20 protein-coding genes are annotated in these 23,029 nt (G+C 34.2%); 8 read left to right on the top strand and 12 right to left on the bottom strand.

Annotation, left to right across the window (positions count from 1 at the left end; translation table 11 throughout):
• The 10 genes from BUB82_RS11175 to BUB82_RS11130 all read right to left on the bottom strand — a co-directional run.
• On the bottom strand, nucleotides 1-4,499 hold a 4,499-nt coding region (locus tag BUB82_RS11175), incomplete at its 3' end, for a T9SS type A sorting domain-containing protein (protein ID WP_143185689.1).
• A gap of 380 nt (nucleotides 4,500-4,879) precedes the next feature.
• Entirely contained in the window at nucleotides 4,880-6,112 is a 1,233-nt protein-coding gene (clpX, locus tag BUB82_RS11170; protein WP_073193710.1) for an ATP-dependent Clp protease ATP-binding subunit ClpX, read from the bottom strand.
• A 1-nt stretch (nucleotide 6,113) separates the two neighbouring features.
• A complete protein-coding gene (locus BUB82_RS11165; RefSeq protein ID WP_073193709.1) occupies nucleotides 6,114-6,788 on the bottom strand; it encodes an ATP-dependent Clp protease proteolytic subunit in 675 nt (224 codons plus the stop codon).
• Between the two features lie 101 nt (nucleotides 6,789-6,889).
• Nucleotides 6,890-8,212, bottom strand: coding sequence for a trigger factor (gene tig / locus BUB82_RS11160; RefSeq protein WP_073193708.1), 1,323 nt, complete (start codon nucleotides 8,210-8,212; stop codon nucleotides 6,890-6,892).
• A gap of 88 nt (nucleotides 8,213-8,300) precedes the next feature.
• Nucleotides 8,301-8,855 (bottom strand): CPBP family intramembrane glutamic endopeptidase, encoded by a 555-nt coding sequence (locus BUB82_RS11155; RefSeq protein WP_073193707.1) that lies wholly within the window; start codon nucleotides 8,853-8,855, stop codon nucleotides 8,301-8,303.
• Nucleotides 8,855-9,202 carry a phage holin family protein gene (locus tag BUB82_RS11150; protein ID WP_073193706.1) on the bottom strand — a complete coding sequence of 116 codons (348 nt, stop codon included), beginning with the start codon at nucleotides 9,200-9,202 and terminating at the stop codon, nucleotides 8,855-8,857. The genes BUB82_RS11155 and BUB82_RS11150 overlap by 1 nt, the downstream gene beginning before the upstream one ends.
• Before the next feature lie 168 nt (nucleotides 9,203-9,370).
• On the bottom strand, nucleotides 9,371-10,903 hold the full coding sequence (locus BUB82_RS11145) for an SGNH/GDSL hydrolase family protein (RefSeq protein WP_073193705.1): 1,533 nt from the start codon (nucleotides 10,901-10,903) through the stop codon (nucleotides 9,371-9,373).
• 12 nt (nucleotides 10,904-10,915) lie between these two features.
• Complete coding sequence (locus tag BUB82_RS11140) at nucleotides 10,916-12,166, bottom strand: OmpP1/FadL family transporter (RefSeq protein WP_073193704.1); 1,251 nt, start codon at nucleotides 12,164-12,166, stop codon at nucleotides 10,916-10,918.
• Nucleotides 12,167-12,348: 182 nt separating this feature from the next.
• Nucleotides 12,349-13,116: an alpha/beta fold hydrolase gene (locus tag BUB82_RS11135; RefSeq protein ID WP_073193703.1), complete on the bottom strand. Its 768-nt coding sequence runs from the start codon at nucleotides 13,114-13,116 to the stop codon at nucleotides 12,349-12,351.
• Between the two features lie 8 nt (nucleotides 13,117-13,124).
• Nucleotides 13,125-13,838: a pyridoxine 5'-phosphate synthase gene (locus BUB82_RS11130; RefSeq protein ID WP_073193702.1), complete on the bottom strand. Its 714-nt coding sequence runs from the start codon at nucleotides 13,836-13,838 to the stop codon at nucleotides 13,125-13,127.
• 92 nt (nucleotides 13,839-13,930) lie between these two features.
• Here BUB82_RS11130 and BUB82_RS11125 point away from each other — a divergent pair, with 92 nt between their 5' ends.
• The 8 genes from BUB82_RS11125 (at nucleotide 13,931) to murI (ending at nucleotide 21,847) form a co-directional block, all read left to right on the top strand.
• The gene (locus BUB82_RS11125) at nucleotides 13,931-14,572 is read left to right on the top strand and encodes a CBS domain-containing protein (RefSeq protein ID WP_073193701.1); all 642 of its coding nucleotides are present in this window, start codon (nucleotides 13,931-13,933) and stop codon (nucleotides 14,570-14,572) included.
• Between the two features lie 14 nt (nucleotides 14,573-14,586).
• Nucleotides 14,587-15,468, top strand: a complete 882-nt coding sequence (locus BUB82_RS11120) for an NAD kinase (protein WP_073193700.1) — start codon at nucleotides 14,587-14,589, stop codon at nucleotides 15,466-15,468.
• A 55-nt stretch (nucleotides 15,469-15,523) separates the two neighbouring features.
• Nucleotides 15,524-16,282, top strand: coding sequence for a type IX secretion system protein PorG (gene porG / locus BUB82_RS11115; RefSeq protein ID WP_234949785.1), 759 nt, complete (start codon nucleotides 15,524-15,526; stop codon nucleotides 16,280-16,282).
• On the top strand, nucleotides 16,282-17,019 hold the full coding sequence (locus BUB82_RS11110; RefSeq protein ID WP_073193698.1) for an isoprenyl transferase: 738 nt from the start codon (nucleotides 16,282-16,284) through the stop codon (nucleotides 17,017-17,019). Before porG ends, BUB82_RS11110 begins: the two co-directional genes overlap by 1 nt.
• Nucleotides 16,955-19,603: a BamA/OMP85 family outer membrane protein gene (locus tag BUB82_RS11105; RefSeq protein ID WP_073193712.1), complete on the top strand. Its 2,649-nt coding sequence runs from the start codon at nucleotides 16,955-16,957 to the stop codon at nucleotides 19,601-19,603. The genes BUB82_RS11110 and BUB82_RS11105 overlap by 65 nt, the downstream gene beginning before the upstream one ends.
• Nucleotides 19,604-19,609: 6 nt before the next feature.
• Nucleotides 19,610-20,425: an OmpH/Skp family outer membrane protein gene (locus BUB82_RS11100; RefSeq protein ID WP_073193697.1), complete on the top strand. Its 816-nt coding sequence runs from the start codon at nucleotides 19,610-19,612 to the stop codon at nucleotides 20,423-20,425.
• Nucleotides 20,426-20,445: 20 nt separating this feature from the next.
• Nucleotides 20,446-20,964 (top strand): OmpH/Skp family outer membrane protein, encoded by a 519-nt coding sequence (locus BUB82_RS11095; RefSeq protein ID WP_073193696.1) that lies wholly within the window; start codon nucleotides 20,446-20,448, stop codon nucleotides 20,962-20,964.
• Nucleotides 20,965-21,043: 79 nt separating this feature from the next.
• Nucleotides 21,044-21,847, top strand: coding sequence for a glutamate racemase (gene murI / locus BUB82_RS11090; RefSeq protein WP_073193695.1), 804 nt, complete (start codon nucleotides 21,044-21,046; stop codon nucleotides 21,845-21,847).
• On the opposite strand, the gene BUB82_RS11085 is transcribed toward murI, so the two are convergent.
• Both BUB82_RS11085 and BUB82_RS11080 read right to left on the bottom strand, forming a co-directional pair.
• Nucleotides 21,844-22,860, bottom strand: coding sequence for a PorP/SprF family type IX secretion system membrane protein (locus tag BUB82_RS11085; RefSeq protein WP_073193694.1), 1,017 nt, complete (start codon nucleotides 22,858-22,860; stop codon nucleotides 21,844-21,846). The two genes, murI and BUB82_RS11085, sit on opposite strands and share 4 nt — an antisense overlap.
• Nucleotide 22,861: 1 nt before the next feature.
• Nucleotides 22,862-23,029, bottom strand: a 168-nt coding sequence (locus tag BUB82_RS11080; RefSeq protein ID WP_143185674.1) for a T9SS type B sorting domain-containing protein, incomplete at its 5' end; no start/stop codon positions are given.

Below are 23,029 nucleotides of genomic sequence, written 5' to 3'. Positions count from 1 at the left end.
ACTTTCCCGGCTGAAGTTTCTAGCTCAACCACATAAACACCTGAGGCTAACTGACTCACATCAACTTGAGATTGGGTTGTTGTTAGCACTTTTTGACCTAAAGTATTGAAAACTTGAACTGAATTGATCTCAACTGACGCTGGTAATTCAATTTGTAATTGATAAGCCACTGGATTAGGATACAAGCGAACTTGTCCGGCATCAAAACTTTGGTTATTTAAAGGCACTTCTTCAAAACTTAAGTGAAAACGATTTTGATCGATACTCTCTGGCACATTAGCATCAACTGTAAAGTCATAAGTTATGCTTTCCGTTAACTCGGTTTGTGTATTTAAATAGTTGTCATTTAAGTAAACCTTAAGTGTTTCAGGCTGATTCCCTAAATTGAAGCTTAAGCTGTAAGCCGTATCTTCATAGTTCATCATCAATAAATCAATTTGATGGCCATCAGTTGGGATGTTTTGCTTGTCAATCGATTTAAAGCCATTGTTGACAATCGCATAGTTTTCACCTGGATTGGCCAATTTACTCGCATCTTCATCACTACCAACCGTGGTATAGTTTTCATTAAAACGTAATCCTATGGCATCACTTTCCATCTCACCGTTTTGTAAAGCTGAGGCTTTATATAAACGCGAGTTGATATAAAAGTTAGTGTAGGTACTAAAAATACTCACTTGAGCTTGACCTGTGGCTTTATCAGCTTCATTAAAAGTGATTGAGCCATTACCCGTAGCATTATTTTGCACAAAAAAGGCTTGACCTGGTGCAATGTATTGCGAGGCATCAGAGCTACTTGGACTTGGAGCTGTGATATTTCCAGTTGAGATTTGAACGGTGATATAACCACCATTGCCATTAGACCCAGCAACAGAAGCATCCCAAACATAGATAAAATCTGTAAGATTAGATTTGGTTACCGCACCAAAATCAACTACCGCTTGATAAGGGTTACCCACAAAACTATAATTGTTCGCTGCTGTAGCTAAAGTTGGTGTATAGCTTCCAGTATGTAAACTACCTGAAACACTTAAAGTGGTTGCTGTGGCTGGTGCTTCATTATCAGTTAAGTCGATGCTTCGGTCACCACGCACCATTAAGCGGTAAGGCGTTCCCGCTGAAATCACATCAGTTGTTGAAGTGACAGCTTGCCATCCAGCGCCACTAGATTGATTGGTGATTGTATTGTCGAATGTAAACATAGACGGATTATTAGTGCTTGTAGCGTCAAAACCATTGGTAGAGCCACCTGTACCCGTAATGTGCGTGTCTTGTTGCCAAGCGTTGGCGATACTTGAACCATCAACTGCAGAACTGATCAAACGAAAAGCACGCTTGGCCGGAATGAAACGCTCGACAGTAATGTCACCAGTAATGCTTCCTGAAAAGTCATCTAACTGTCCCACACCTGAGAGGTCGCTTTGGAAAGTAAAATCTCCATTATTATTAATTGAAGAATTTACTGTTAAAATATCAGCTGGTCTTACTTCAACAGCTGCATCGCCTAAAACAGAGATTGAGTTTACACTTATGTCTCCATTAGTCGTATAAGTTCCATCTTGAACTAAAACATCATTTGTTCCTGTTGAACCACTTGGTGCACTTGGCGTCCAAGTACCACCAGAATAAACTAAATCTCCATCATAATTACCTTCGATTTTAATATTATCAAAAGCTGAATAACCACTTGCACCATTATTTCTTACAGAAACCAACAAACTAATGGTTGAAGTTGCAACTGGAACATTATAAGTAACAGTTCCTGAACCATCTGTAGGATCTACTCCTCCATCTACCAAGAATACTTCTCCGTTAGAAACACCATCTACAATAATTTCATATTTAGCATCATCTGCATTAGCATTGTAGTCTATCACTTCCCAATCGAAACTCAATACCACATTTGAAAAGTTTTCTACAGAAATTTCTTCAAAAGTAACAGTTGCGAAACCTGAAGTTCCATTATCACCTTCATCATCTAAATCATTCTCAAATAGAACATTTCCTGAAAAATTTGTATTTGATAAAGGAGCAGCATTTGTAAAAATACCATAGCTACCATCGGTACCATTATCGAAAAACGGAATATCATTTGTATAAGACCAACTTGGTGTTGATCCATCAAAATCTTCTTGTGCTATGACTATTGGCGCAATAATTACATCAAAAGCTGAACTTGTATCTGTGGTTAAAGCTCCACTAGAAGCTTCTAAAGTTGCACCCGTTGCAGTAACATCAAAAACTAAATTTGAAAATGTTGCTACACCAGCAACTGCTGCAACTGTTGTGGTAGCTGTACCATCAAAAGTAGTTCCTGTTGGACTTAAAGCCACATTTCCTGTAAAGTCTAAATCTAGGTTTAAATTTGTATCATAAGCTTCCACAGTTGGCGAAGGAGTCATTACATTTCCAACACCAACATCTGTTGCGTCTTGATTAAATAATAAATCAGTTGCTGTAACTTCAATTTTATTGTCATCTCCGGTAATACTTGTAACTGCTCCACCAGCATCTACATCAGTAAATAAAGAGCCTGCAACATCTGCAGTTGCAGAAGAAATCGTGTATTGAAGTTGAGCATTATCTACAACTGAAGAATTAAAAGTTACATAGATCTCAAAAGTTTTATTACTATCATCAGCTGCTTCAAGACTTAAGCTTGAAAAACTGTTTGAAGCAGTCACTGATGTAATTTCAGAAAGATTAGATGTACCATCAAATATGGCTATTGCTGCCAAATTATCAAAATTAGTAATGTCTATGGTCACGTCAGTAAGTGTAGTACTTTGGCTATCTGAATCTGAATTTGTTGCACCACCATCTCGAATTGTAAATTCTCCAACTTTAATAGCGTTGGCCGTAGTTAAAGCTGAAGTAGCTGAATATAAAGTGTAATCAATATTATCAGTAGGATCAAAAGCAGTAACTGCAATGTCTGAATCTGCAGAATTTGAAGTTGCTGGCACTCCTGTAATATCAACTTGTTGAACTCGCCAATCTTCAGATCCATTCCCTTGGGTTTCATCATATATAAATGCAATAAATGCCGTTCCTGAAACGCTTGAAGCATCAACAGTTGTGGTTGATGGAGTCGAAGTTCCAAAGCCAGTAGATGTATTATTCGGGTCAAAGGTAAGCTCGGTCCAGGTTCCTGTTGACGGATCGCCTAAACCATCATAATCTGTGGAATAAACCAATCGAAATTCGCCAGCTTGATTAGTAGCATCGCCAAATTGCTCGGCTGTAGTTACATCAATCGATACAGATGAATAATCGTCAAAATTAATTCTGAAATCAGAAATCAACCAATCAATATCGTCTAAAGTAGCGCCACCGCCGTCAAAACCGTTCATAGCAAATTCACCGCTCCCACAAGACCAGGAATTTCCGCCAGCTTCATCAAAAGTAATCCACTCAGCGGTTGAACAGTTTGAAAAATCTTCTGTGTAAGGAAGCGTAATTGGAGCTGCTAAATCATCGTCGACTATTGTTAAATCAAATGTGTTTTGAGCACCAATTTGCGCATTGTTTCCACCTGAAACATTTTGTAATGTAAAGGTTAAATTCTTATCTGCTTCATCTGTAGCATTATCTGTAATATCAACCGTTAATGTTTGATTAGCAGCTGAACCCGCAGGAAAAGTAATAGTTTGTGTAGTATAATTATTTATGTCGGTAGCATTTCCAGAAGTAAGCGCTACTTCTACTGAAGTTGGATTGCTTGCATCTTCGTTTAAAATACTTAAATCTATGGAAGCTGTACCAGCATCTTCATTCACTGATGTAGAAGCAGAATCGAATTGTACTTGTGTGTCTGTTGTCGCAGAAGTACCTACAACTTCAATATTATCAAGATAAATACCTTCATCTGCAGAAGTTAGACCTTCAAATGTAATTGTAATATCCAAGGTAGAATTTCCAGCTAATGCAATAGTAGAAGAAGAAAATGTAGCAAATTGATCACTGCTAACTGTACAACCGCCTTCGGTCCCAGTTGAAAGAGCTGGTAATATATTTCCAGCACTACAATCACCTTCACCATCAAAATCTGTGTCTAAAGCAGCTGGTGTGTTAAAATCATCGCCTGCAACTGTACTTTGAACAGATAATAAATTTTGTGGAGCACCACCATCTATTGAATAAGTAATATTCATCTCATCAGTACTATCCCAATCCAAATAATGGTGAGCTAACAAATCTATGGAAAATGTAAAGTCACTATATCCCGAAATGTCTATTTGATCTAAAGTAATGTTTGCAGGTGTTGAATTGGTATCTTCAACAGCCCAAATAAAAGTGGAATTTCCACCAATATTAGGATTAGATCTATTAAATATATCAGTGTCACTTCCTGGTGTACCTTCTGTAGCTGAAGCGGTGTATCCAGAATTTAAAGTCTCAAAATCTTGAGTATAAATAGTAGTTTGCCCGAAACTAAAATGCATGCCTAAAAAGACAAGCATAGTTACGAGACTTAATTTTGTGTAAAGTGTTTTCATGTTTTAGGTTTTAAAATAGGCAATAAAATTACATTTTTTTTAATAAATGATAATTTTAGGGTTTTAAATATTTGTAAATATACTTTTTGTAAAATAACATTAATTTAAACTTAGGTCATTATAATCATGTTGCTTTGTTAAGTCAAACTTCTTTACTTTCAGACGATGTCTTTGCTTATTAGAGTCACAACATCATCTGTCATAAATTCTATTAGGCTGTTTTATTTAGTATAATGTTGAATTAATTTTGCACAGCTTTATTTCTAACTCCTACATTATTTTGATGACAGATTGTTAGCTAAAAATAAAATGGCTAAAGAAGTAAAAAAAAATGCGAGTTAATAACTCGCATTTGATCAATTTAATATTTGATGGAAAATTTAACTCGCTGCTTTAAGTTGTTGTAAATTAGATTGACTTATGGTTTTTTCTGCATAGGTCTTGGTCACTTTAAACTTAGATTCGCCACTTTCTGGCAAATCAAACATGGCATCGGTTAAAATCGTTTCGCATAAACTTCTTAGGCCACGTGCGCCTAATTTATACTCTAAAGCCTTTTCAACAATAAAGTCTAAAGCGCCATCTGTGATAGAAAATTCAATATTATCCATTTCAAACAATTTTTCATATTGTTTAATAATGGCATTTTTAGGCTGCGTTAAGATTTGCTTTAAAGTTGATTTATCAAGAGGATTCATGTGAGTTAAGACTGGTAAACGACCGATAATTTCTGGAATTAGGCCAAAGTCTTTTAAATCTTTTGGTGTAATGTATTTAAGATAGTTTTCTTTATCAATATCTTCACCTTTTAAAGAGGCACCATAACCCACAGCTTGCATATTTAAGCGCTTAGAAATATTACGTTCAATGCCATCAAAAGCACCGCCAGCAATAAATAAAATATTTTCGGTATCAACCTCTATAAATTTTTGGTCAGGATGTTTACGACCACCTTTTGGCGGGACATTAACTGTAGAACCTTCTAATAATTTCAATAAAGCTTGCTGCACACCTTCACCACTAACATCACGTGTAATTGAAGGATTATCACTTTTTCGGGCGATTTTATCAATTTCATCAATAAACACAATGCCTTTTTGCGCTTTTTCAACATTATAATCTGCTGCTGCTAATAGTTTTGTTAAAATCGTTTCAACATCTTCACCAACATAACCAGCTTCAGTCAGTATCGTGGCATCTACAATAGCTAAAGGTACATTAAGCATTTTTGCTATGGTTTTGGCCACTAAGGTCTTTCCAGTTCCTGTTTGCCCAACCATAATGATATTTGATTTTTGAATCTCTATATCATTATCAGATTTAGGTTGAAGCAGGCGTTTATAATGGTTATAGACAGCAACAGACATGACTTTTTTCGTCATATCTTGACCAATGACATATTCATCTAAAAAAGCTTTGATCGCTTTAGGCTTTCTAAGCTTAAGTTCAGAAGACAAGTCGGCATCATCACCATGTTTTGATTCTTCAATTACAATTCCGTGGGCTTGCTCAATACAGCGATCGCAAATGTGCGCATCTAAACCTGCAATCAATAAATTGGTTTCAGATTTTTTTCTACCACAGAATGAACATTCAAGGATTTCTTTAGCCATATTATTCGCGTACTAAAATTTCATCAATCATTCCGTAATCTTTAGCTTCATCAGCCGCCATCCAAAAATCACGATCGCCATCATTATAGACTTTATCGTAATCTTTTTTTGAATGTTTTGAAATGATTTTATATAATTCTTCTTTTAAGATCATAATTTGTTTTGCTGTGATTTCGATATCATCAGCTTGTCCTTGAGCGCCGCCCATCGGTTGATGAATCATCACACGTGAATGTGGCAAACCACTTCGTTTACCTTCAGTCCCAGCACATAATAAAACAGCGCCCATTGAAGCCGCAATTCCTGTGTTAATGGTCGCAACATCTGGCTTTATAAATTGCATTGTATCGTAGATTCCGAGACCAGCATAAACACTTCCACCAGGTGAATTAATGTAAATTTGAATATCTTTTGTAGCATCAGTACTTTCTAAGAACAATAACTGTGCTTGAATAATATTAGCCACTTGATCGTTAATTGGTGTTCCTAGAAATATAATGCGATCCATCATTAGTCGAGAAAACACATCCATCGCAACGGCATTCATTTGACGCTCTTCTATAATATTAGGCGTCATGCCTACAGGATACATACTTGTAATTATATTTTGATAATAGTTGCTGTTTATTCCTTGGTCTTTGGTGGCAAACTTTTCGAACTCTTTATTAATATTCATAGTTGTAGTTTAATAGAATGCTAAGATAAGTTGATTTACGATGGAATATGAAAAAACTATGCTAAAAGTTTCCTTTTAGCATAGTTTAAAAATTTAGTTTTTTATTTGTAAACCTTATCTATAAAAGCTTTATAAGATAGCTTTTCTTCTTTGAGATTCAATTTTTCTTTGTAAAAGTCAAGTAGTTTTTGACTCATGGCCTGCTCTGCTATTTTTTTAGCTTCATCCTGATTAGAAAGTACACGATTAGCTATATCATCAAGTTGTTCTTCAGGTAAATCGGTTTGACCGAATTGTGCCATTTGCATTTTGATACGTTCTTTTGTCATTGCCTTTAAATCTTCAGCCTGAACTTGAAGGTCGTTTTGGTTGATAATCTTACCTTCAATCAATTGATATTTTAAGCCTTTTTCGCTTTTTTCATATTCTTCTTTGGCCTCTTCATCAGTCAGTTCTTTTTCGCCTTGAACTTTTAACCATTTTTGAAGAAATTCAGCTGGTAAATCAAATGTCGTGTTTTCAACTAAATACTCGGTAACATCATTAAGTAATTGCTGGTCTCCTTGTTGAGCGAATGTTTTTTCAGAATCTGCTTTAATGCGTTCTTTCAACTCTTCTTCAGAGTTAACTTCACCTTCACCAAAATATTTATCGAATAATTCCTGATTAAGTTCGGCTGGAACTTGCTCGTTAACTTCATTGATGGTTAAGGTTAAATCAACCTTTAAACCTTCAGCTTTATCTTCATCAATACCAAGCTTACTGGCTAAAGTAGCTGTATCTTTAAACAACTTAGTTGACTTTAAAGTAACTTGCTCGCCAGTTTTAGCACCAATAAGCTTCTTTTTATTGGTTTTCCCTTCAACTTCATCAATATTAAAGCTTGCATCCTGCTCTATTTCTGCTTCAGGGTTATGGAAAGTTCCCTCAATGTTAAAGCCTTCTTTAACTTCATTTTGAGCAATAATTTTACCATATTGCTTTTGAATCATCTTGATTTGGTTATCAATCATTTCATCATCGGCAGAAATCACGTAATGCGTGATTGGCTCTTTATTATCTAGACTTACTTCAAATTCTGGCGCTAAACCAAGCTCAAATTCAAAGCTATAATCATCATCTTCCCAATTAAAATTATCTTGCGGTTTTGGTAAAGGATTACCTAAAATATCAAGCTTCTCTTCGGTAAGGTAGTTGTTTAATGACTCTTGAAGAAGTTTGTTAACCTCATCAACTAAAACAGACTGCCCATATTGCTTTTTCACAAGCCCTTTTGGCACTTTCCCTTTTCTAAAACCAGGAATATTGGCTGTTTTACGGTAATTGTTTAGTACTTTCTCTACCTTATCGCTGTAATCTTCTTTTGCGATATCTACTTTTACAACTGCATTTAATGCATCTTTATTCTCTAAAGTAATATTCATTATATCAAGTCATTTTTTGAATTTGCAAAAATACAATTTATTTCACGTCTTGACAAGTTTTTGAAAATCAGTTGCAAAAAAGAAAAAACTAAGCCGTTGACTTCGATTTTAAGAGTAACCAAAACATAATCACATCATAAAATGCATGGGCTAACATCGCGGCATACAAATCTGTGTAAATATATAAATAACCAAAGCCAGCGGAAACGATAATTAGATAAACCGCATAAATTAGCTTTGGCATAGATTTAAAGGAAATATAGCCATGAAGCGCCACAAAAATAATTGCTGCTGGCCAAACACCCATAAACTCTAATAGCATACCTCGAAAGAAAATTTCTTCGCCAACACCTGCACAAATTGAATAAAAAATAATATCTCCCCAAGTTACCTCAATATCTTTAAACAAAACTTGATAAGTATGTGTTAAGTCTTTAAACTTTTTAAGACGAAGTATCACGACAGCAATGACTGAAGTAATTACACCAAAACCTAGACCTATTGCAAGGTTTAAAAAAGAAACACGTTCAGGGAATATCTCGTAATAGTTGAAGCTTCTACTGAAGTTACTCACCAAAAAAGCAACCAATGGAAAGACAAATAAGGTAATTGTTGCCGCTAAAAACAACTTATTTTTTTGCATTAGTCTTTATCTTTTTCTGCTAATTTAAACGTGACCGACTGAAGTATAGATAACAATAAACTAAAAATTAGAGCATACCAAAACCCATCTACTCGAAAACCAGAAACAAGGCTATCCGCTAATAAAATAATTAAGGCATTAATGACTAATAAGAAAAGTCCAAAGCTTACAATCGTGACCGGTAATGTAAAAACAATTAGTATCGGCTTGACAAACATATTTAATAAAGCCAAGACAACTGCTAAAACAATGGCTTCTAAAAAACCAGCCACGTAAACCCCAGGCAAAATATTAGCTAAAACAACCACCATGATAGCAGAAACAAGTAACCTTAAAATAAGCTTCATATTAATTTTTGATTTGTTTAAATATACAATTTAATATGTAAGTGCAAAATTTAGACATCAAAAGATATTGATACATATTAGGTAATGATTTATCTTAAAAAGTTATTACAAAAAAACCGCCTCAACTTTAAACTTGAGACGGTTTAAGAAATATTAATTTTATTGAATTTATTGAGCTATATTATCACTTAAATTAACTGTGCCATAATTACCAATATTTACCATCGGTAAAGTTGAACCATATTGTGCATTAATAGCCATAATAGCTTGGTTGGCAACATAAGCATAACCGCGAGCGGTTAGGTGAACACCATCAAGTGAAAAAGCACCACCAGTTACAAAATCTGAGGTTAGCACACCACCATCAAAACCAATTCCGTTAGATACTTCAACAAGAACTTGGTCTACATCTACATAAGCTAAATTATTAGCTTCAGCAAGCGCTTCAATTGTTGAGTTGTAAGCTTGTTGCGCTTCAGAAACCATTTCTTGCTCAGCTACTGTTAATACATATTGATCACCTAATGGAACTGAAACACCATTAATTAAGGTTGGATTATTATTAACTGTTGTTCCTAAAATTGAAGAAGCAGTTAATGGAATTAAATCATCTTCAGTAGCTTGTCTCACTTGGCCTAAATTAGCAGCAGTTTGTGCATCAAGATTAAATGGTGGTCCTTGAAGTACTGCTGAAATATCAGTTAGATTTTCATCTTGAATTGTCACAAAATTTTGGCCAGCCACAAAATTGACTTGACGTTGCTGTGCTTCCTGAGCTGATATCAGACCCAATTGAGCTAAACCAGGTAAAATTTGATTATTGTAGGCTGCAAACTGAGAGTTTAAAAGGTCTGCTGTTGCCTGATCTAAAGGTATAGCATTGACAGGAACTGTTGTAAAAAATGGAATATTAGTCACATCAGGGATATTAAAAACAACACCGCCAGATGCATTTGCAGATAAACCATCAATTAATTGACTATACACTGAAGCAAAAACATTTGGGTCTGTAATATCGTTAGATCCATAAGTTGAAGGGTCTAAATTACCTAACTGATTGACACCAACACCACCTGAGGTTGCAAAACCTAAAATATCATTATTACCAATCCATAATGAAAAAAAGCTTGGATTTTGAGCTGCAGCATCACCCAACACTGTGGCATTATCAGATGAAGAAAAACGTGCAAAATAAGGATTAGATTGTCCTAAAGGAACACCAGCAGTGCTTCCATAACCTTCAGCAACTAAATGATAAGACTTAGCACCAGGAACACCCATATTATTAATTGGGCCTGAAAGCTTATTAGTTACTTCAGTACTCGGTTCACCAGCAATTGGCGCTGGTGCTGGACTTCCAGAAAGTGCTGTTAACACCAAACGATTACCAGAAATAACTTGTCCATTAAACTTTAGACCACCTAAATTATCAGCCATTAAAGGTTGTGTAAATTCACCACCACCAACGAGCTCAAACTGCTGAGCCAAAATATTAGGAAAAGAATTCTCTTGCCCTTGAACATAAAGTGCATTATCAGCATAACCAGCTGTCAGCGAATTACCAACGCTTACAAAATTAGTAAAATCGGCTTCACCGTTTCTATATACTTCATTATCTGCAATAGAGTTATCGAATTCAGGTTCGCAAGACATCAAAGCTGCACATGCTGAAATACCGATATATTTAATATAATTTTTCATAGTTGTCTCTTTTTATAATTTATAAGTTACACCAATTCCTGGTAAAAATGCATTCGATTTATAAGTTCCTTCGAATGGGACATTTTGGCCATTTTCTTGATAATAATCGTAAGAGGCATCAACTTCTTGAAATCTTAGGTAAAGAAAAGAAGCATCGATTGCTAATTTATCATTAACTTGATATGACAAGCCAGCTGTATAACCTTCTGAATCATTTCTTGGCGTTTCTGGTGCAAAGTAAGTTGGCCTTACTGGTGTTTCATCATAATAATAACCAGCTCTTAGCGTAAAATCTGAAGAAGCTACGTATTCTGCACCAAAGCGGTATATTGACGCATTTTTATAATTTCTAGGATTAAGTGACTCAGAACCATTCCCGAATTGTAAATCTAATGCGTTGTAAACCTCCCAATAAGTTCGGTTATAATCAAAAGCAAATAACCATTTATTATTCATTTGCCAAGCCGCACCTAAGGTCATTTCTGCAGGCATTGGTAAGGAAGCATTAAAGGTTGTATTGCCATTTTCAGCAGGAACTAGTGCGGAGTTTGGCACATTGGCAAATGTTGCATCGCCATCTTCTGCATCGAGAATAATTTCTGAACGGTAGTTAAACCCTATTCTTAAATCTTCAACTGGTGTTAGCGTAAAACTTGCACTCCAACCCCAATTTGTTACACCAGAATCTTCAACCGTTACATTAGAGCGTTCACCCATTTCGTCAGTTAAAGTCCTATTGATATTTCGGTTAAACTCTACATTTCCTGTTACAAAAATCGGTCCACCACCGACGGTGAACACGTCAGATAATTTAATAGATAATAAAGGCTGGACATATATGGCGGCCAAATCTATATTATTAACTAAATGAGAACCTGCCCAATCTTTTTCCCATTCAACTGTACTTCCATAAGGCGTATAAACACTTACTCCAGCAGCTAGCCATTCATTTATTTTATAAGTGGCATAAAAATAAAATGGCGTTCCCATTGGGTTGTCTGTTTCAGAAAATTGACCAGTCGATTGGTTTTGCCATTGCACATTTGAAAAAACGCCTGTTATACCAGCAGAAACATTAATTTTATCTTCTAATAAAACAATTCCAGAAGGATTAAAAAAGGCTGTTTCTGCACTATTAACAACTGCGACACCTGCGTGTCCCATAGCTAAAGCGCGTTGACCTTGAGCAGCGACCCGATAACCGCCTGCGTAAATACTGGCCGAACATAACAGCAAGCCAGTTAAGAGTAAGATTTTTTTCATATTCAAAAAATTTACAGTTTGTTTATAATAATTTGTTATTCAAATTTACCATTAATTCACAATTTCACAACAAAAAATTAAATTTATTATGTTAGCATAATAAGCATTATTGTATTAAACATCTAGTTATCAACAGGTTGATGATTGATGGATTAATATTGATTTCAACTCATGTGAACTATCTAATTATTTAAAAACACTTTTGTTACTTCATAAAAGGCATCTCGTTGTTCAGCATGCACCCAATGTCCAGCGTTTTCAATTCCTTCAATCTTAGCCTGCGGAAAATGATTGTGAATTAAATTAGTGTCTTCAGCTTTAATATAATCTGAAGTTTTTCCGTTAATAAACAAGGTTTCTCCTTTAAATATTTGCTCAGGTTCTAATGCTTTACCTATTTCGTTGATGTTATTTTTTAGAGATTTCAGGTTAATACGTAAATCATAAGTGTTTTTATCTTTACGATATAGATTTTTTAATAAAAACTGACGAATTCCTTTATGATTTATATAGTTTGAAAGTAAATCATCAGCATCGCTACGACTTTTAAAGCTAGCGTTTTTTATTGCGGTAAGCCCTTCTAAAATTTCCTGATGATGTGGTGCATAATATTTAGGCGCAATATCAACAACAATAAGTTTATTAACTAAATCTGGGTATTTGCAAGCAAAAGCCATAACGGTCTTGCCACCCATTGAATGACCAATTAAATTTACGCTTTCAAAATGATTTGTGGTGATATATTCATGTAAATCATTCACCATTAATTCATAAGAAAAGTCATCTGAGTGTGGACTTCGACCATGGTTACGTTGGTCGATTAAATGGACTTGAAAACCTAAATCTTCATATTGTTTACCTAGGGTTTTCCAGTTATCGCCCATGCCTAAAAATCCGTGTAATATCAATAAAGGTTTGCCTTGACCAAACACATTTGCGTATAACTTCATATTATTAACTATTTTAAGGCTTTTAAATAACGCTTAACAACCGTTTCTAAACCTAAATATAAAGCCTCTGAAATTAAGGCATGACCTATTGAAACTTCATCTAAGAAGGGAATACAGGTTTTGAAGTAACTTATATTTTCTAATGATAAATCATGACCTGCATTTATTCCTAAGGTTAATGATTGTGCAAGATTGGCACAATCAACATAAGGCTGTATGGCTTCAGTTGGGTTAATCTGATAATTTTGTGCAAAAGCTTCGGTATATAGTTCAATTCTATCAACGCCTGTTTGCTTAGCACCTTTTATCATTTCAAGATCAGGGTCAACAAAAATAGAAGTTCTAATACCTTCCGCTTTAAATATATCGACTATTTTACGAAGGTAATCTTGGTGTTTAATGGTGTCCCAACCTGCGTTTGAAGTAATGGCATCTACCGCATCTGGTACCAAAGTTACTTGCGTAGGTTTATTATTTAACACCAAATCAATAAATTTTTGGTTTGGATTACCTTCAATATTAAATTCTGTAGTCAGGCTTGGGGCTAAATCGCGCACATCTTGGTAAGTAATATGCCGCTCATCAGGTCGCGGATGTACCGTAATTCCGTTAGCGCCAAAGCTTTCAATTCGCTTTGCTGCCTCTAAAACATTTGGCATATTGCCACCGCGAGCATTCCTTAAAGTTGCTATTTTGTTAATATTAACGCTTAGTTTTGTCATTTTGTGGTAATTTGTAACAAAAGCAAAAATACAATCAATTATAGGATATAGACAGACTAAATTGTGTATTTTGCAAATAAATGTAAAAGATTATGAATTGGTTTTCAGTTGTTAATCATAAGCCACAAATCATTGATATTTCAAATTTACCTGAAAATTATGAGGTAAATTTTTCTCATGCGATTATTACTGAAGGAAATTACTTTAAAGGCCTTATGCAAGCTGAAGATTTAAAGCTTTTAAAACCAGAGCATATCGCCAAAGACTTAACGCTTTATGCCGAGTATTTTTTTGCATCTGAATATCACACATTATTAGACGTTTTCAGTTTATTTTTAAAACATGAATCGACGATCTTACCTGTGGTAGATGATAATAATTTATTGATTGGTAGCCTTGAGTTTGAGGCGGTGCTTGAGTTATTTAATGAAACTGAGTTTGTAAGCCATGAGACTGACTCTTTGTTGTTAAAAAAATCTACTATCGATTTTTCATATGCTGAAATAAGTCAGCTTTTAGAAAGTTTAAATGCACAAATACTAGGTATGTTTACTTGTGAAATTAACAATAATGCTATAGCGTTTTTAGTAAAATTGAAGCACCAAGGACTTAATGAAATTTTACAAACTTTACGTCGTTATGACTATGAAATTTTGAGTAAGCATGAAGATGATGCATACTCAGACAGCTTAAAAGACAGGTCTAATTACTTAGCTAAGTTTTTAAACATATAAATTAATTTGTACACATGAAGGTTGGAATTTTTGGTCAATCGTATTATCCAGAAACTGAGAAATACCTGAATCAGTTACTTAGTGTTTTAAAAGCAAACCAAACCGAATTTTATTTTGAAGAGAATTATCTTAAACTAATTACAAATAAAGGTTTTATCAACAAATCTGAAGCGTACAGCACTTTTACAAATCTTGATAAAAGTTATGATTACTTTTTTAGTATTGGTGGCGATGGCACCATTTTAAGTGCTGCTAGCTTTGTAAAAGATTTAGAGATTCCTATTATTGGAATTAATACTGGAAGGTTAGGCTTTTTAGCAACCATTCATGATGATGAAATTAAATCAAGCATTCAGGAGATATTAGACGGAAACTTCAAATTATCTAAACGTAGTTTGCTAGAGGTAGAAACTTCAACCGGAGATCAAAGCTTAAAACCTTTCAATTTCGCCCTTAATGAAGTTGCCATTAGCCGAAAAGACACAACTTCTATGATTACTATTGAAGTTTGGCTCAATGATGAATACTTAAACGCTTATTGGTCTGACGGGATTATCATTTCTACACCAACCGGCTCAACTGGTTATTCTCTAAGTTGTGGTGGTCCAATTATTTCACCGCAAACACAAAGTTTTGTCATCACGCCTATTGCTCCACACAATTTAAATGCAAGGCCTTTATTAATTCCTGATAATACAGAGATTACACTAAAAGTATCTGGCCGAGAAGATAATTACTTAATCTCTTTAGATTCACGCATAGAAACTTTTAGTAAAGACGTTAGCATCAAACTCAAAAAAGCTGATTTTAAAATTGGTTTAGTTACCCAAAACTCTGATAGTTTTATTGCTACCCTCAGAAAAAAATTACTTTGGGGTGAAGATAATCGTAATTGAAGCAATAAAAACGACTAAATCTTGTTTTAAATTACAAATTCATAAAAAGCTGTACATGGCTGTACAATATTTTTATATTTGCAAACTTTTAAAATTCATGCGATTGAGACTTTTAGTCATAGCATTTACGTTGTTTCACATTTGCCTTAGTGCACAAACCTATGAAGCTGGTTTAGTACTTGGCGGCACTAATTTTGTTGGTGATGTAGGCTCAAGCTCATTTATCAAGCCTAAAGATTACGCCTCGTTTGACAAAGTTTCGGCTGGCGTTATTTTTAAATGGAACCGAAGTACACGACATGCTTTTAGGTTCACTTACATCAAGCATCAAACTTTTGGGAAAGATAAATTATCTGATAACATTGGCAGACGCCGAAGAGGTTTATCATTTAATACAGAAATTGATGAATTTGCTCTGGGATTAGAGTTTAATTTTTGGGAATGGGATTTACACAGCTTAAAGCGACCTCAAATAGTCCCTTACATATCAAGTGGTTTAAACTTTTTTATCACAGATCATTTCATACAAAACACACCAGACAATACTTTAATTAAACAAGATAAAAACTATAACTTCTCGCTACCAATGATAGTTGGTGTTAAAGTTGCCGTTACGAGCAAAGTTATTTTGGCGGCTGAATTTGGTGCACGATACGCATTTAGTGATAACCTTGATGGCAGTAATCCTGATGAATTTAAAAATATAGATGAATCTGTCAATTTTGGTAATCAAAATATGAATGATTGGTATATCTTTGGAGGTTTAACATTAACCTACGCATTTGGTCGCAAACCATGCTATTGTAATTTTTAATGGACTATAAAACTCACATAAACCTTGATCAACTGCCAAAACATATCGCCATTATTATGGATGGTAATGGGCGTTGGGCAAAAAAACAGGGTTTACTTAGAGTAGCAGGTCATAAAAAAGGCAGCAAAGCCGTTAGAAAAATTGTTGAAGCATGTGCTGAAATAGGCATCAAACACTTAACCGTTTATGCGTTTTCTACTGAAAATTGGAACAGACCTAAACTAGAAGTTCAAACCTTAATGAAGCTCTTAGTAAGTTCATTAAGAAAAGAAATTAAAACCTTACAAGAGAATAACATCTGTTTAAAAGCTATTGGTTGTATTAATAATTTGCCTGAAAAAGCACAAATTGAACTTAAAGAAGTTATTACTAAAACAGCAAACAATACCCATATGACACTAACCTTAGCTTTAAGCTATGGTGCTAGAGAAGAATTGGTACAAGCTGTGAAAACAATTGCTACAAAAGCAAAAGAAGAACAATTAGAAATAAATCAAATTACTGAACAAACAGTTAACCAACACTTATACACAGAAAGTTTACCTGATGTAGATTTAATGATAAGAACAAGTGGCGAACAACGTATTAGTAATTTTTTACTTTGGCAAATGGCTTATGCAGAATTTTATTTTACGCCAATTCTTTGGCCAGATTTCGATAAAAATGATTTATTTGAAGCAATATTCACCTATCAAAAAAGAGAAAGACGATTTGGAAAAACAAGTGAACAACTTTAATAACTTAAGCACAAAAAAGATTGTTTCAGGTCTCATATTAAGCTTGAGTTTCCTGTTTACTCTAAACGCTTCTGCCCAAGACTTACCTATAACAGATGCAGAAAAGTACATTTTAGGCGGTATTGAAGTTACAGGAAGCACAAGCTATAATGAAAGTACAGTTATTGCATTTACCGGCTTAAGCGTTGGTGAAGAACTTTATATTCCTGGCGAAAGGATAAGCAAGGTCTTAAAAAAACTCTGGGATTTAGGTTTATTTAGTGATATTAATTTTTATCTCACAAAGGTTGAAGATGGTAAAGCCTATTTAGAGCTAGAAATCGTTGAAGTTCCTAAACTTGAGACGGTTAAAATTAGAGGCATTAAGGAACGTAAACGTAAAGATATCATTAAAGACAATAGTATTAATCCAGATACAAAACTTACTGATAATTTTATCGTTAATACAAAAAACAATATTGAAAAAAAATACCGTGAAAAAGGTTATTTAAATGCTAAAGCTATAATTACTACTTCTGCTATTGAAGACACCTTAAGCCAAGAAAGCAAGCTAAATATGCTGATTAATATTGATAAAGGCGAAAAGGTAAAAGTAAGTAGCATCAACTTTATCGGGAATGAGAAAGTGTCAAACCGAAAACTTAGAAAAATATCAAAAGTTAAACAAAAGAATTTCTTTCGTATTTGGAAGCGTTCAAAATTCTTAGAAGAAGAGTACGAAACCAGTAAAGAAGAGATTATAAAGCATTATAAAGAAAAAGGATTCCGCGATGCACGTATCACTTCAGACTCTGTTTACAAAACTAGTGACAACACAATTGCTATTGATATCAAACTGAAAGAAGGCAATCGATACTATTTTGGTAACATTAATTTTCTTGGTAATAGTGTTTATACAAGCAGACAACTTAAGCAATTGCTAGCCATAAAAAAAGGAGATCCATATAACGGGACTATTTTACAAGAAAAAATTGCCAATACTGAAAAACCAGATGCTGAAGACATCACTAACTTATATCAAAATAACGGTTATCTATTTTCTACAATCACACCTGTAGAAACAAAAATTTACAATGATACCATCGATTTTGAAATTAGAATAAACGAAGGTAAACTAGCCTATTTTAACAATATATATGTTAAAGGAAATGACAAAACCAATGACAACGTCATTTATAGAAATTTGCGTACGCGACCAGGCCAAGTTTACAGCAAACAAGACGTGGTTAACACCGTTCGTGAATTAGGCCAACTTGGTTTTTTCAATCCAGAAAACCTTCAACCTGAATTTAAAAATGTAAACCCACAAACAGGAACATTAGATCTTGAATATGTTGTGGAAGAACAAGGCAGTAGTCAAATTGAACTTCAAGGAGGTTATGGTGGTGGTGGCTTTATTGGAACATTAGGCTTGCGATTTAACAATTTCTCTTTAAGAAATATTTTCAATAAAGAAGCCTACGACCCAATACCAATGGGCGACGGTCAATCTTTATCATTAAGAGCTCAAGCCAGTATTTCATTTCAAAATTACAGTCTTTCGTTTGTGGAGCCTTGGTTAGGCGGGAAGCGACCTGTTCAGCTTTCAGTTTCTCTATCGCACACTATTCAATTTCTATTTAATCCTATTACAAGAAGAGCCGACAATGACCAAAGCTTTTCAATTACTGGTATTAACGTAGGCTTTGCAAAACGTTTACGTGAACCAGACCAGTATTTTACAGTTTCAGCAGCTGCAGGATTCCAGCACTTTAATCTTAATAATTACAATATTGGCCTCTTTAATTTTCCTAATGGAACTTCAGAAAACTTAACATTTACACTTGGTCTAAGCCGTGATAACACCTTTGTAAATCCTATTTTCCCACTTGGTGGGTCAAAATTTAATTTAACCTTTAAGTTTACACCACCATACTCAGCGTTTAATAATGTAGATTACCAACAATTAAAAGAAGATCGAGAAATCGCATTAGCTGAAAATGATGCAGACGCACTTGCTGAAATAGACCAGCAACGTTTCAACTGGCTTGAGTTTTACAAGGTTAACTTTTCAGCAGATTGGTATAACAGGCTTGTTGACAAGCTCGTTTTAAGAACTAAATTTGAGTTTGGCTTTTTGGGAGCTTATAACAACGACCGTGGTATACCTCCATTTGAACGTTTCTTTTTAGGTGGTGATGGCCTTGCTGGTTTTGCACTCGATGGTCGTGAAATTGTAGCTTTAAGAGGTTATCCTAACCAATCTATCATACCACAATCAAGAACAAATACAAGTGAAGAATCATTTAACGATGGCGCTACGATTTATAATAAGTACACGCTTGAATTAAGATACCCAATCACACTAAAACCTTCAGCATCTATTTATGCATTAACCTTTTTAGAAGGTGGTGCCACATATGATAAATTTGAGAATTTTTCACCATTCGAATTAACACGTTCGGCTGGTGCAGGATTACGGATCTTTATGCCAGCATTTGGTCTGCTTGGTATTGACTTTGGTTATGGGTTTGATCCTATTCCTGGTACTAATAGCGGTGCAAATGGATGGGAAACTCACTTTATTATAGGACAGCAATTTTAATTTGGCATGATTTTTACTAATAGATATTTATATTTGTTGATTGCACTCATTTTTTTAGGTTTAAATTTAAAAGCCCAACGTGCAAACAAAATTGGTTATGTTGATATGGATTATATTTTAGAACAAGTACCTGAATATAGGCAATCACAAAACCGTTTAAATCAAAGGGTTCAACAATGGAAAACAGAAATAGAACAAAAGCGACAACAAATTGAAGACCTAAAAAATCAGTTAAAGGCAGAAAAACCACTTTTAACAGATGAATTAATTGAAGAAAAAGAAGATGAAATTAAGTTCCTTGAAGAAGAGTTACTGGCCTATAAAAATAGTAAATTTGGAGTTGAAGGCGATTATATTACTCAAAAAAGGCAACTAATTCAACCGATACAAGACCAAGTATTTAATGCGATTCAAGATATTGGGTTAAATAGAAGTTACGATTTTATATTTGAAAATTCAGCTGACGCATTGATGTTGTTTTCAGCGAAACGTCATGATTTAAGTGACATTGTTTTGAGAATGATACAAATTAAGGCTCGAGGAAATCAAGATACTGAAGAAGTATTAAAAGACATGAAACCTTATAAATCTGTCAAAAAAGCTGAAAAGGACGAAAAAGATGCGGCTGAACGTAAAGCAAAACTGGAAGAACGGAAGTCTGAACGTGAGCGTTTAATGGAAGAAAGACAACGAAGGTTTGACTCAATCAAAGAAGCACGAGAGAAAAAGTTTGAAGAAAAACGACAAAAAATATTAAAAAAACGTGCTGAACAAAAACGAAAAAGAGATTCAATTAGAGAAGCAAGAGAAAATAACAACTAAATAAACTAAATTTTAAACAAATGAACACAATTAAAACATTATTCATCGGCTTAACCTTAAGCTTAGGACTAATAGCAACAAACGCTAATGCTCAATCTAAAACAGCTCATATCAACGTTCAAGAATTGCTAGATAAAATGCCTAGTTATAAAGAAGCTCAAATGCAAATTCAAAAACTTGAACAAGGCTATCGAAGTGATATAGATGCTTCATTAAAGGAGGCACAAAAAAAGAACCAGCAGTACCAAGCTGAAGCTGAAACTGTAACTCGTGAAGAAAATGAAAAACGAGCTATGGAGCTACAAGAAATGGAGCAATCTATTCGTGAGTACCAACAAACAGCCAGCCAAGAAATTCAGAAAAAGCAGGAAGAATTATTTAGACCTATTTTAGAAAAAGCCAGAAACACCATTCAAAAAGTGGCACGCGAAAAAGGCTTTGATTATGTCTTAAATTCTTCAACTGGATCTGGCGTATTAATGGCTGATGGCTATGATTTATTAGATGATGTAATAGCTGAAATTAAAGCAACAAAATAATATACACCACATTCCTAATACTAGAAAAAAGGCTGTTATGTACAGCCTTTTTTTTATGTTTACATTTTAATATGAAAAAGTGAACAAGTTTTCTAAACAGCCTATTGGTATATTTGATTCTGGTGTTGGCGGTACGTCCATTTTAAAAGAATTGATTAAAATGCTACCTCAAGAAAACTTTATATACTTATCAGACAGCGTAAACGCTCCTTATGGAGAAAAATCAAAAGCTGAAATAATAAAGCTTAGCCACAAAAATACGCGACTTCTAATCGATAAGTTTAATGCTAAACTAATTGTCGTAGCCTGCAATACGGCTACAACAAATGCCATCGCAGAATTAAGAAAATCTTATACAGTACCATTTATAGGAATTGAGCCAGCTATCAAACCTGCAGCGCTTCAGTCTAGAACTAAGTTTATTGGAGTTTTAGCAACTAAAGGAACCTTATCAAGTAAATTATTCGAAAAAACATCTAAGACCCTTAAAAATGAAATCAATTTGATTGAAGTTGAAGGTAAACATATTGTAGAGGCTGTTGAAAATGGAGAAACTTCATCTATAGATTTTAAAGTGAGACTAAAATCTCAAGTTGAACTATTTAAGAATTCACAAATAGATTATCTTGTACTTGGATGCACTCATTACCCATACATTAAGCCAATTTTAGAAAATTTACTGCCGGAAGTTAAAATTATTGATTCAGGTTTTGCAGTTGCCAAACAAACTAAGAAGATACTTGAAGATTTAGATCTAACTGATTCTATTTCAATTAAAAATCAAGATATAAAGATTTATACGAATAAACCTAACCAAGCCATCATAAATAACCTCTTCAAAAATGAAGAGGTTGATATAGATATAAAGTTTTTAGATTTTTAGTAATTAACCGCAGGGCATTTACATTTATAACGCCTCCTATTTTCACCAAAATTATACCCTAAAGTAATTTGATGAAATCCAGAATTTGACAAAACAATAGAGTTAGTTTGGTAGGTATACATGTAAGCAAAAACAAATTTACCATAATTAACTCCTAAGAATGGAGATAGGTTTTGAAGATTTTCAGCTGTTTCTATCTCTCCAGTAGCTGAAGAAAATTCGGCAGCATCTAAACTTCTTCTGTAAGATAAGCCGCCCCAAAGGTTACCAAATGATGTTAAGTAATAAGCTTTTGCATTAACATCTAAATTAGATTCTCCTGTAGCTTCTTTATTTTGGTACATCACAGATGGTTCAAACACCCAATTAGATAATTCTGGCTCATAAGTGTAACCTAAAGAAACTAAGTACTGGCGTTGATTATCAGTTTCAAATAATTCTGTGAAAATTTGTCTTTTTTGTGGAATTATATTCTTAACTGTTGCATGAACAAAATAATTCAAATAAAAGTAAGACAAACCAAAATCCATATTAAAATAATTATCTGTCTGCTCTACTCCCGAAATAATTGGATCTGGGTTATCAATAATATTGATATCGGTTTCATCTAATTTTTCTTGACTTATACCAACATTCATACCGAATGAAAGTTGGTTAATATCTGCTGTACTTCTAGAAAAAAGTAAATGATAGGCAAAGGTTAAATAGCCACCTTGTTGAGAAAACCGACCGTTAGAATCATTATATAAAATAGCTCCTAAACCAACATTTTCTCCAAAGCGTGCATTTACACTAGCTGTTTGTAAACTTGGAGCATCTTCTACATCAAACCATTGTTGGCGTGCAGTAATTCTTGCTTTATTATAGGCTGATGTTCCAGCCATAGATGGGTGAATTAAGTAATAATTATCCATCAAATAATCTTTATAAACAGGTATTCCCCTTTCTTGTGCTGTAACAGTAAAAGCAGAAAAGACTGCAAATAAAACAAGCGTTAATCTAGTTATTATCATTTTATCGTTTTAAAGTAAAGTGTGATTTAAATATTGTTTTTTCTCCTGTACGTGGTTCTACATAATCTATTGTAAACCAGTAATCGTCTGATGGTAAAACCTCACCTTGATAAGTCCCATCCCAACCTGATTGATCTGGTGTTAATTTATACAAGTGTTTCCCATAACG

The sequence above is a fragment of the Psychroflexus salarius genome (assembly GCF_900129035.1).
Lineage (GTDB): Bacteria > Bacteroidota > Bacteroidia > Flavobacteriales > Flavobacteriaceae > Psychroflexus > Psychroflexus salarius.
Note: the sequence above shows the minus strand (reverse complement) of the source record. Positions and strands in the feature narration are given on the sequence as shown.

Excerpts from the sequence above, each read along its gene's own strand:
- clpX (WP_073193710.1), bottom strand. The coding sequence starts at position 6,112 with ATGGCTAAAGAAATCCTTGAATGTTCATTCTGTGGTAGAAAAAAATCT.
- BUB82_RS11165 (WP_073193709.1), bottom strand. The coding sequence starts at position 6,788 with ATGAATATTAATAAAGAGTTCGAAAAGTTTGCCACCAAAGACCAAGGA.
- tig (WP_073193708.1), bottom strand. The coding sequence starts at position 8,212 with ATGAATATTACTTTAGAGAATAAAGATGCATTAAATGCAGTTGTAAAA.
- BUB82_RS11155 (WP_073193707.1), bottom strand. The coding sequence starts at position 8,855 with ATGCAAAAAAATAAGTTGTTTTTAGCGGCAACAATTACCTTATTTGTC.
- BUB82_RS11150 (WP_073193706.1), bottom strand. The coding sequence starts at position 9,202 with ATGAAGCTTATTTTAAGGTTACTTGTTTCTGCTATCATGGTGGTTGTT.
- BUB82_RS11145 (WP_073193705.1), bottom strand. The coding sequence starts at position 10,903 with ATGAAAAATTATATTAAATATATCGGTATTTCAGCATGTGCAGCTTTG.
- BUB82_RS11140 (WP_073193704.1), bottom strand. The coding sequence starts at position 12,166 with ATGAAAAAAATCTTACTCTTAACTGGCTTGCTGTTATGTTCGGCCAGT.
- BUB82_RS11135 (WP_073193703.1), bottom strand. The coding sequence starts at position 13,116 with ATGAAGTTATACGCAAATGTGTTTGGTCAAGGCAAACCTTTATTGATA.
- BUB82_RS11130 (WP_073193702.1), bottom strand. The coding sequence starts at position 13,838 with ATGACAAAACTAAGCGTTAATATTAACAAAATAGCAACTTTAAGGAAT.
- BUB82_RS11125 (WP_073193701.1), top strand. The coding sequence starts at position 13,931 with ATGAATTGGTTTTCAGTTGTTAATCATAAGCCACAAATCATTGATATT.
- BUB82_RS11120 (WP_073193700.1), top strand. The coding sequence starts at position 14,587 with ATGAAGGTTGGAATTTTTGGTCAATCGTATTATCCAGAAACTGAGAAA.
- porG (WP_234949785.1), top strand. The coding sequence starts at position 15,524 with ATGGCTGTACAATATTTTTATATTTGCAAACTTTTAAAATTCATGCGA.
- BUB82_RS11110 (WP_073193698.1), top strand. The coding sequence starts at position 16,282 with ATGGACTATAAAACTCACATAAACCTTGATCAACTGCCAAAACATATC.
- BUB82_RS11100 (WP_073193697.1), top strand. The coding sequence starts at position 19,610 with ATGATTTTTACTAATAGATATTTATATTTGTTGATTGCACTCATTTTT.
- BUB82_RS11095 (WP_073193696.1), top strand. The coding sequence starts at position 20,446 with ATGAACACAATTAAAACATTATTCATCGGCTTAACCTTAAGCTTAGGA.
- BUB82_RS11085 (WP_073193694.1), bottom strand. The coding sequence starts at position 22,860 with ATGATAATAACTAGATTAACGCTTGTTTTATTTGCAGTCTTTTCTGCT.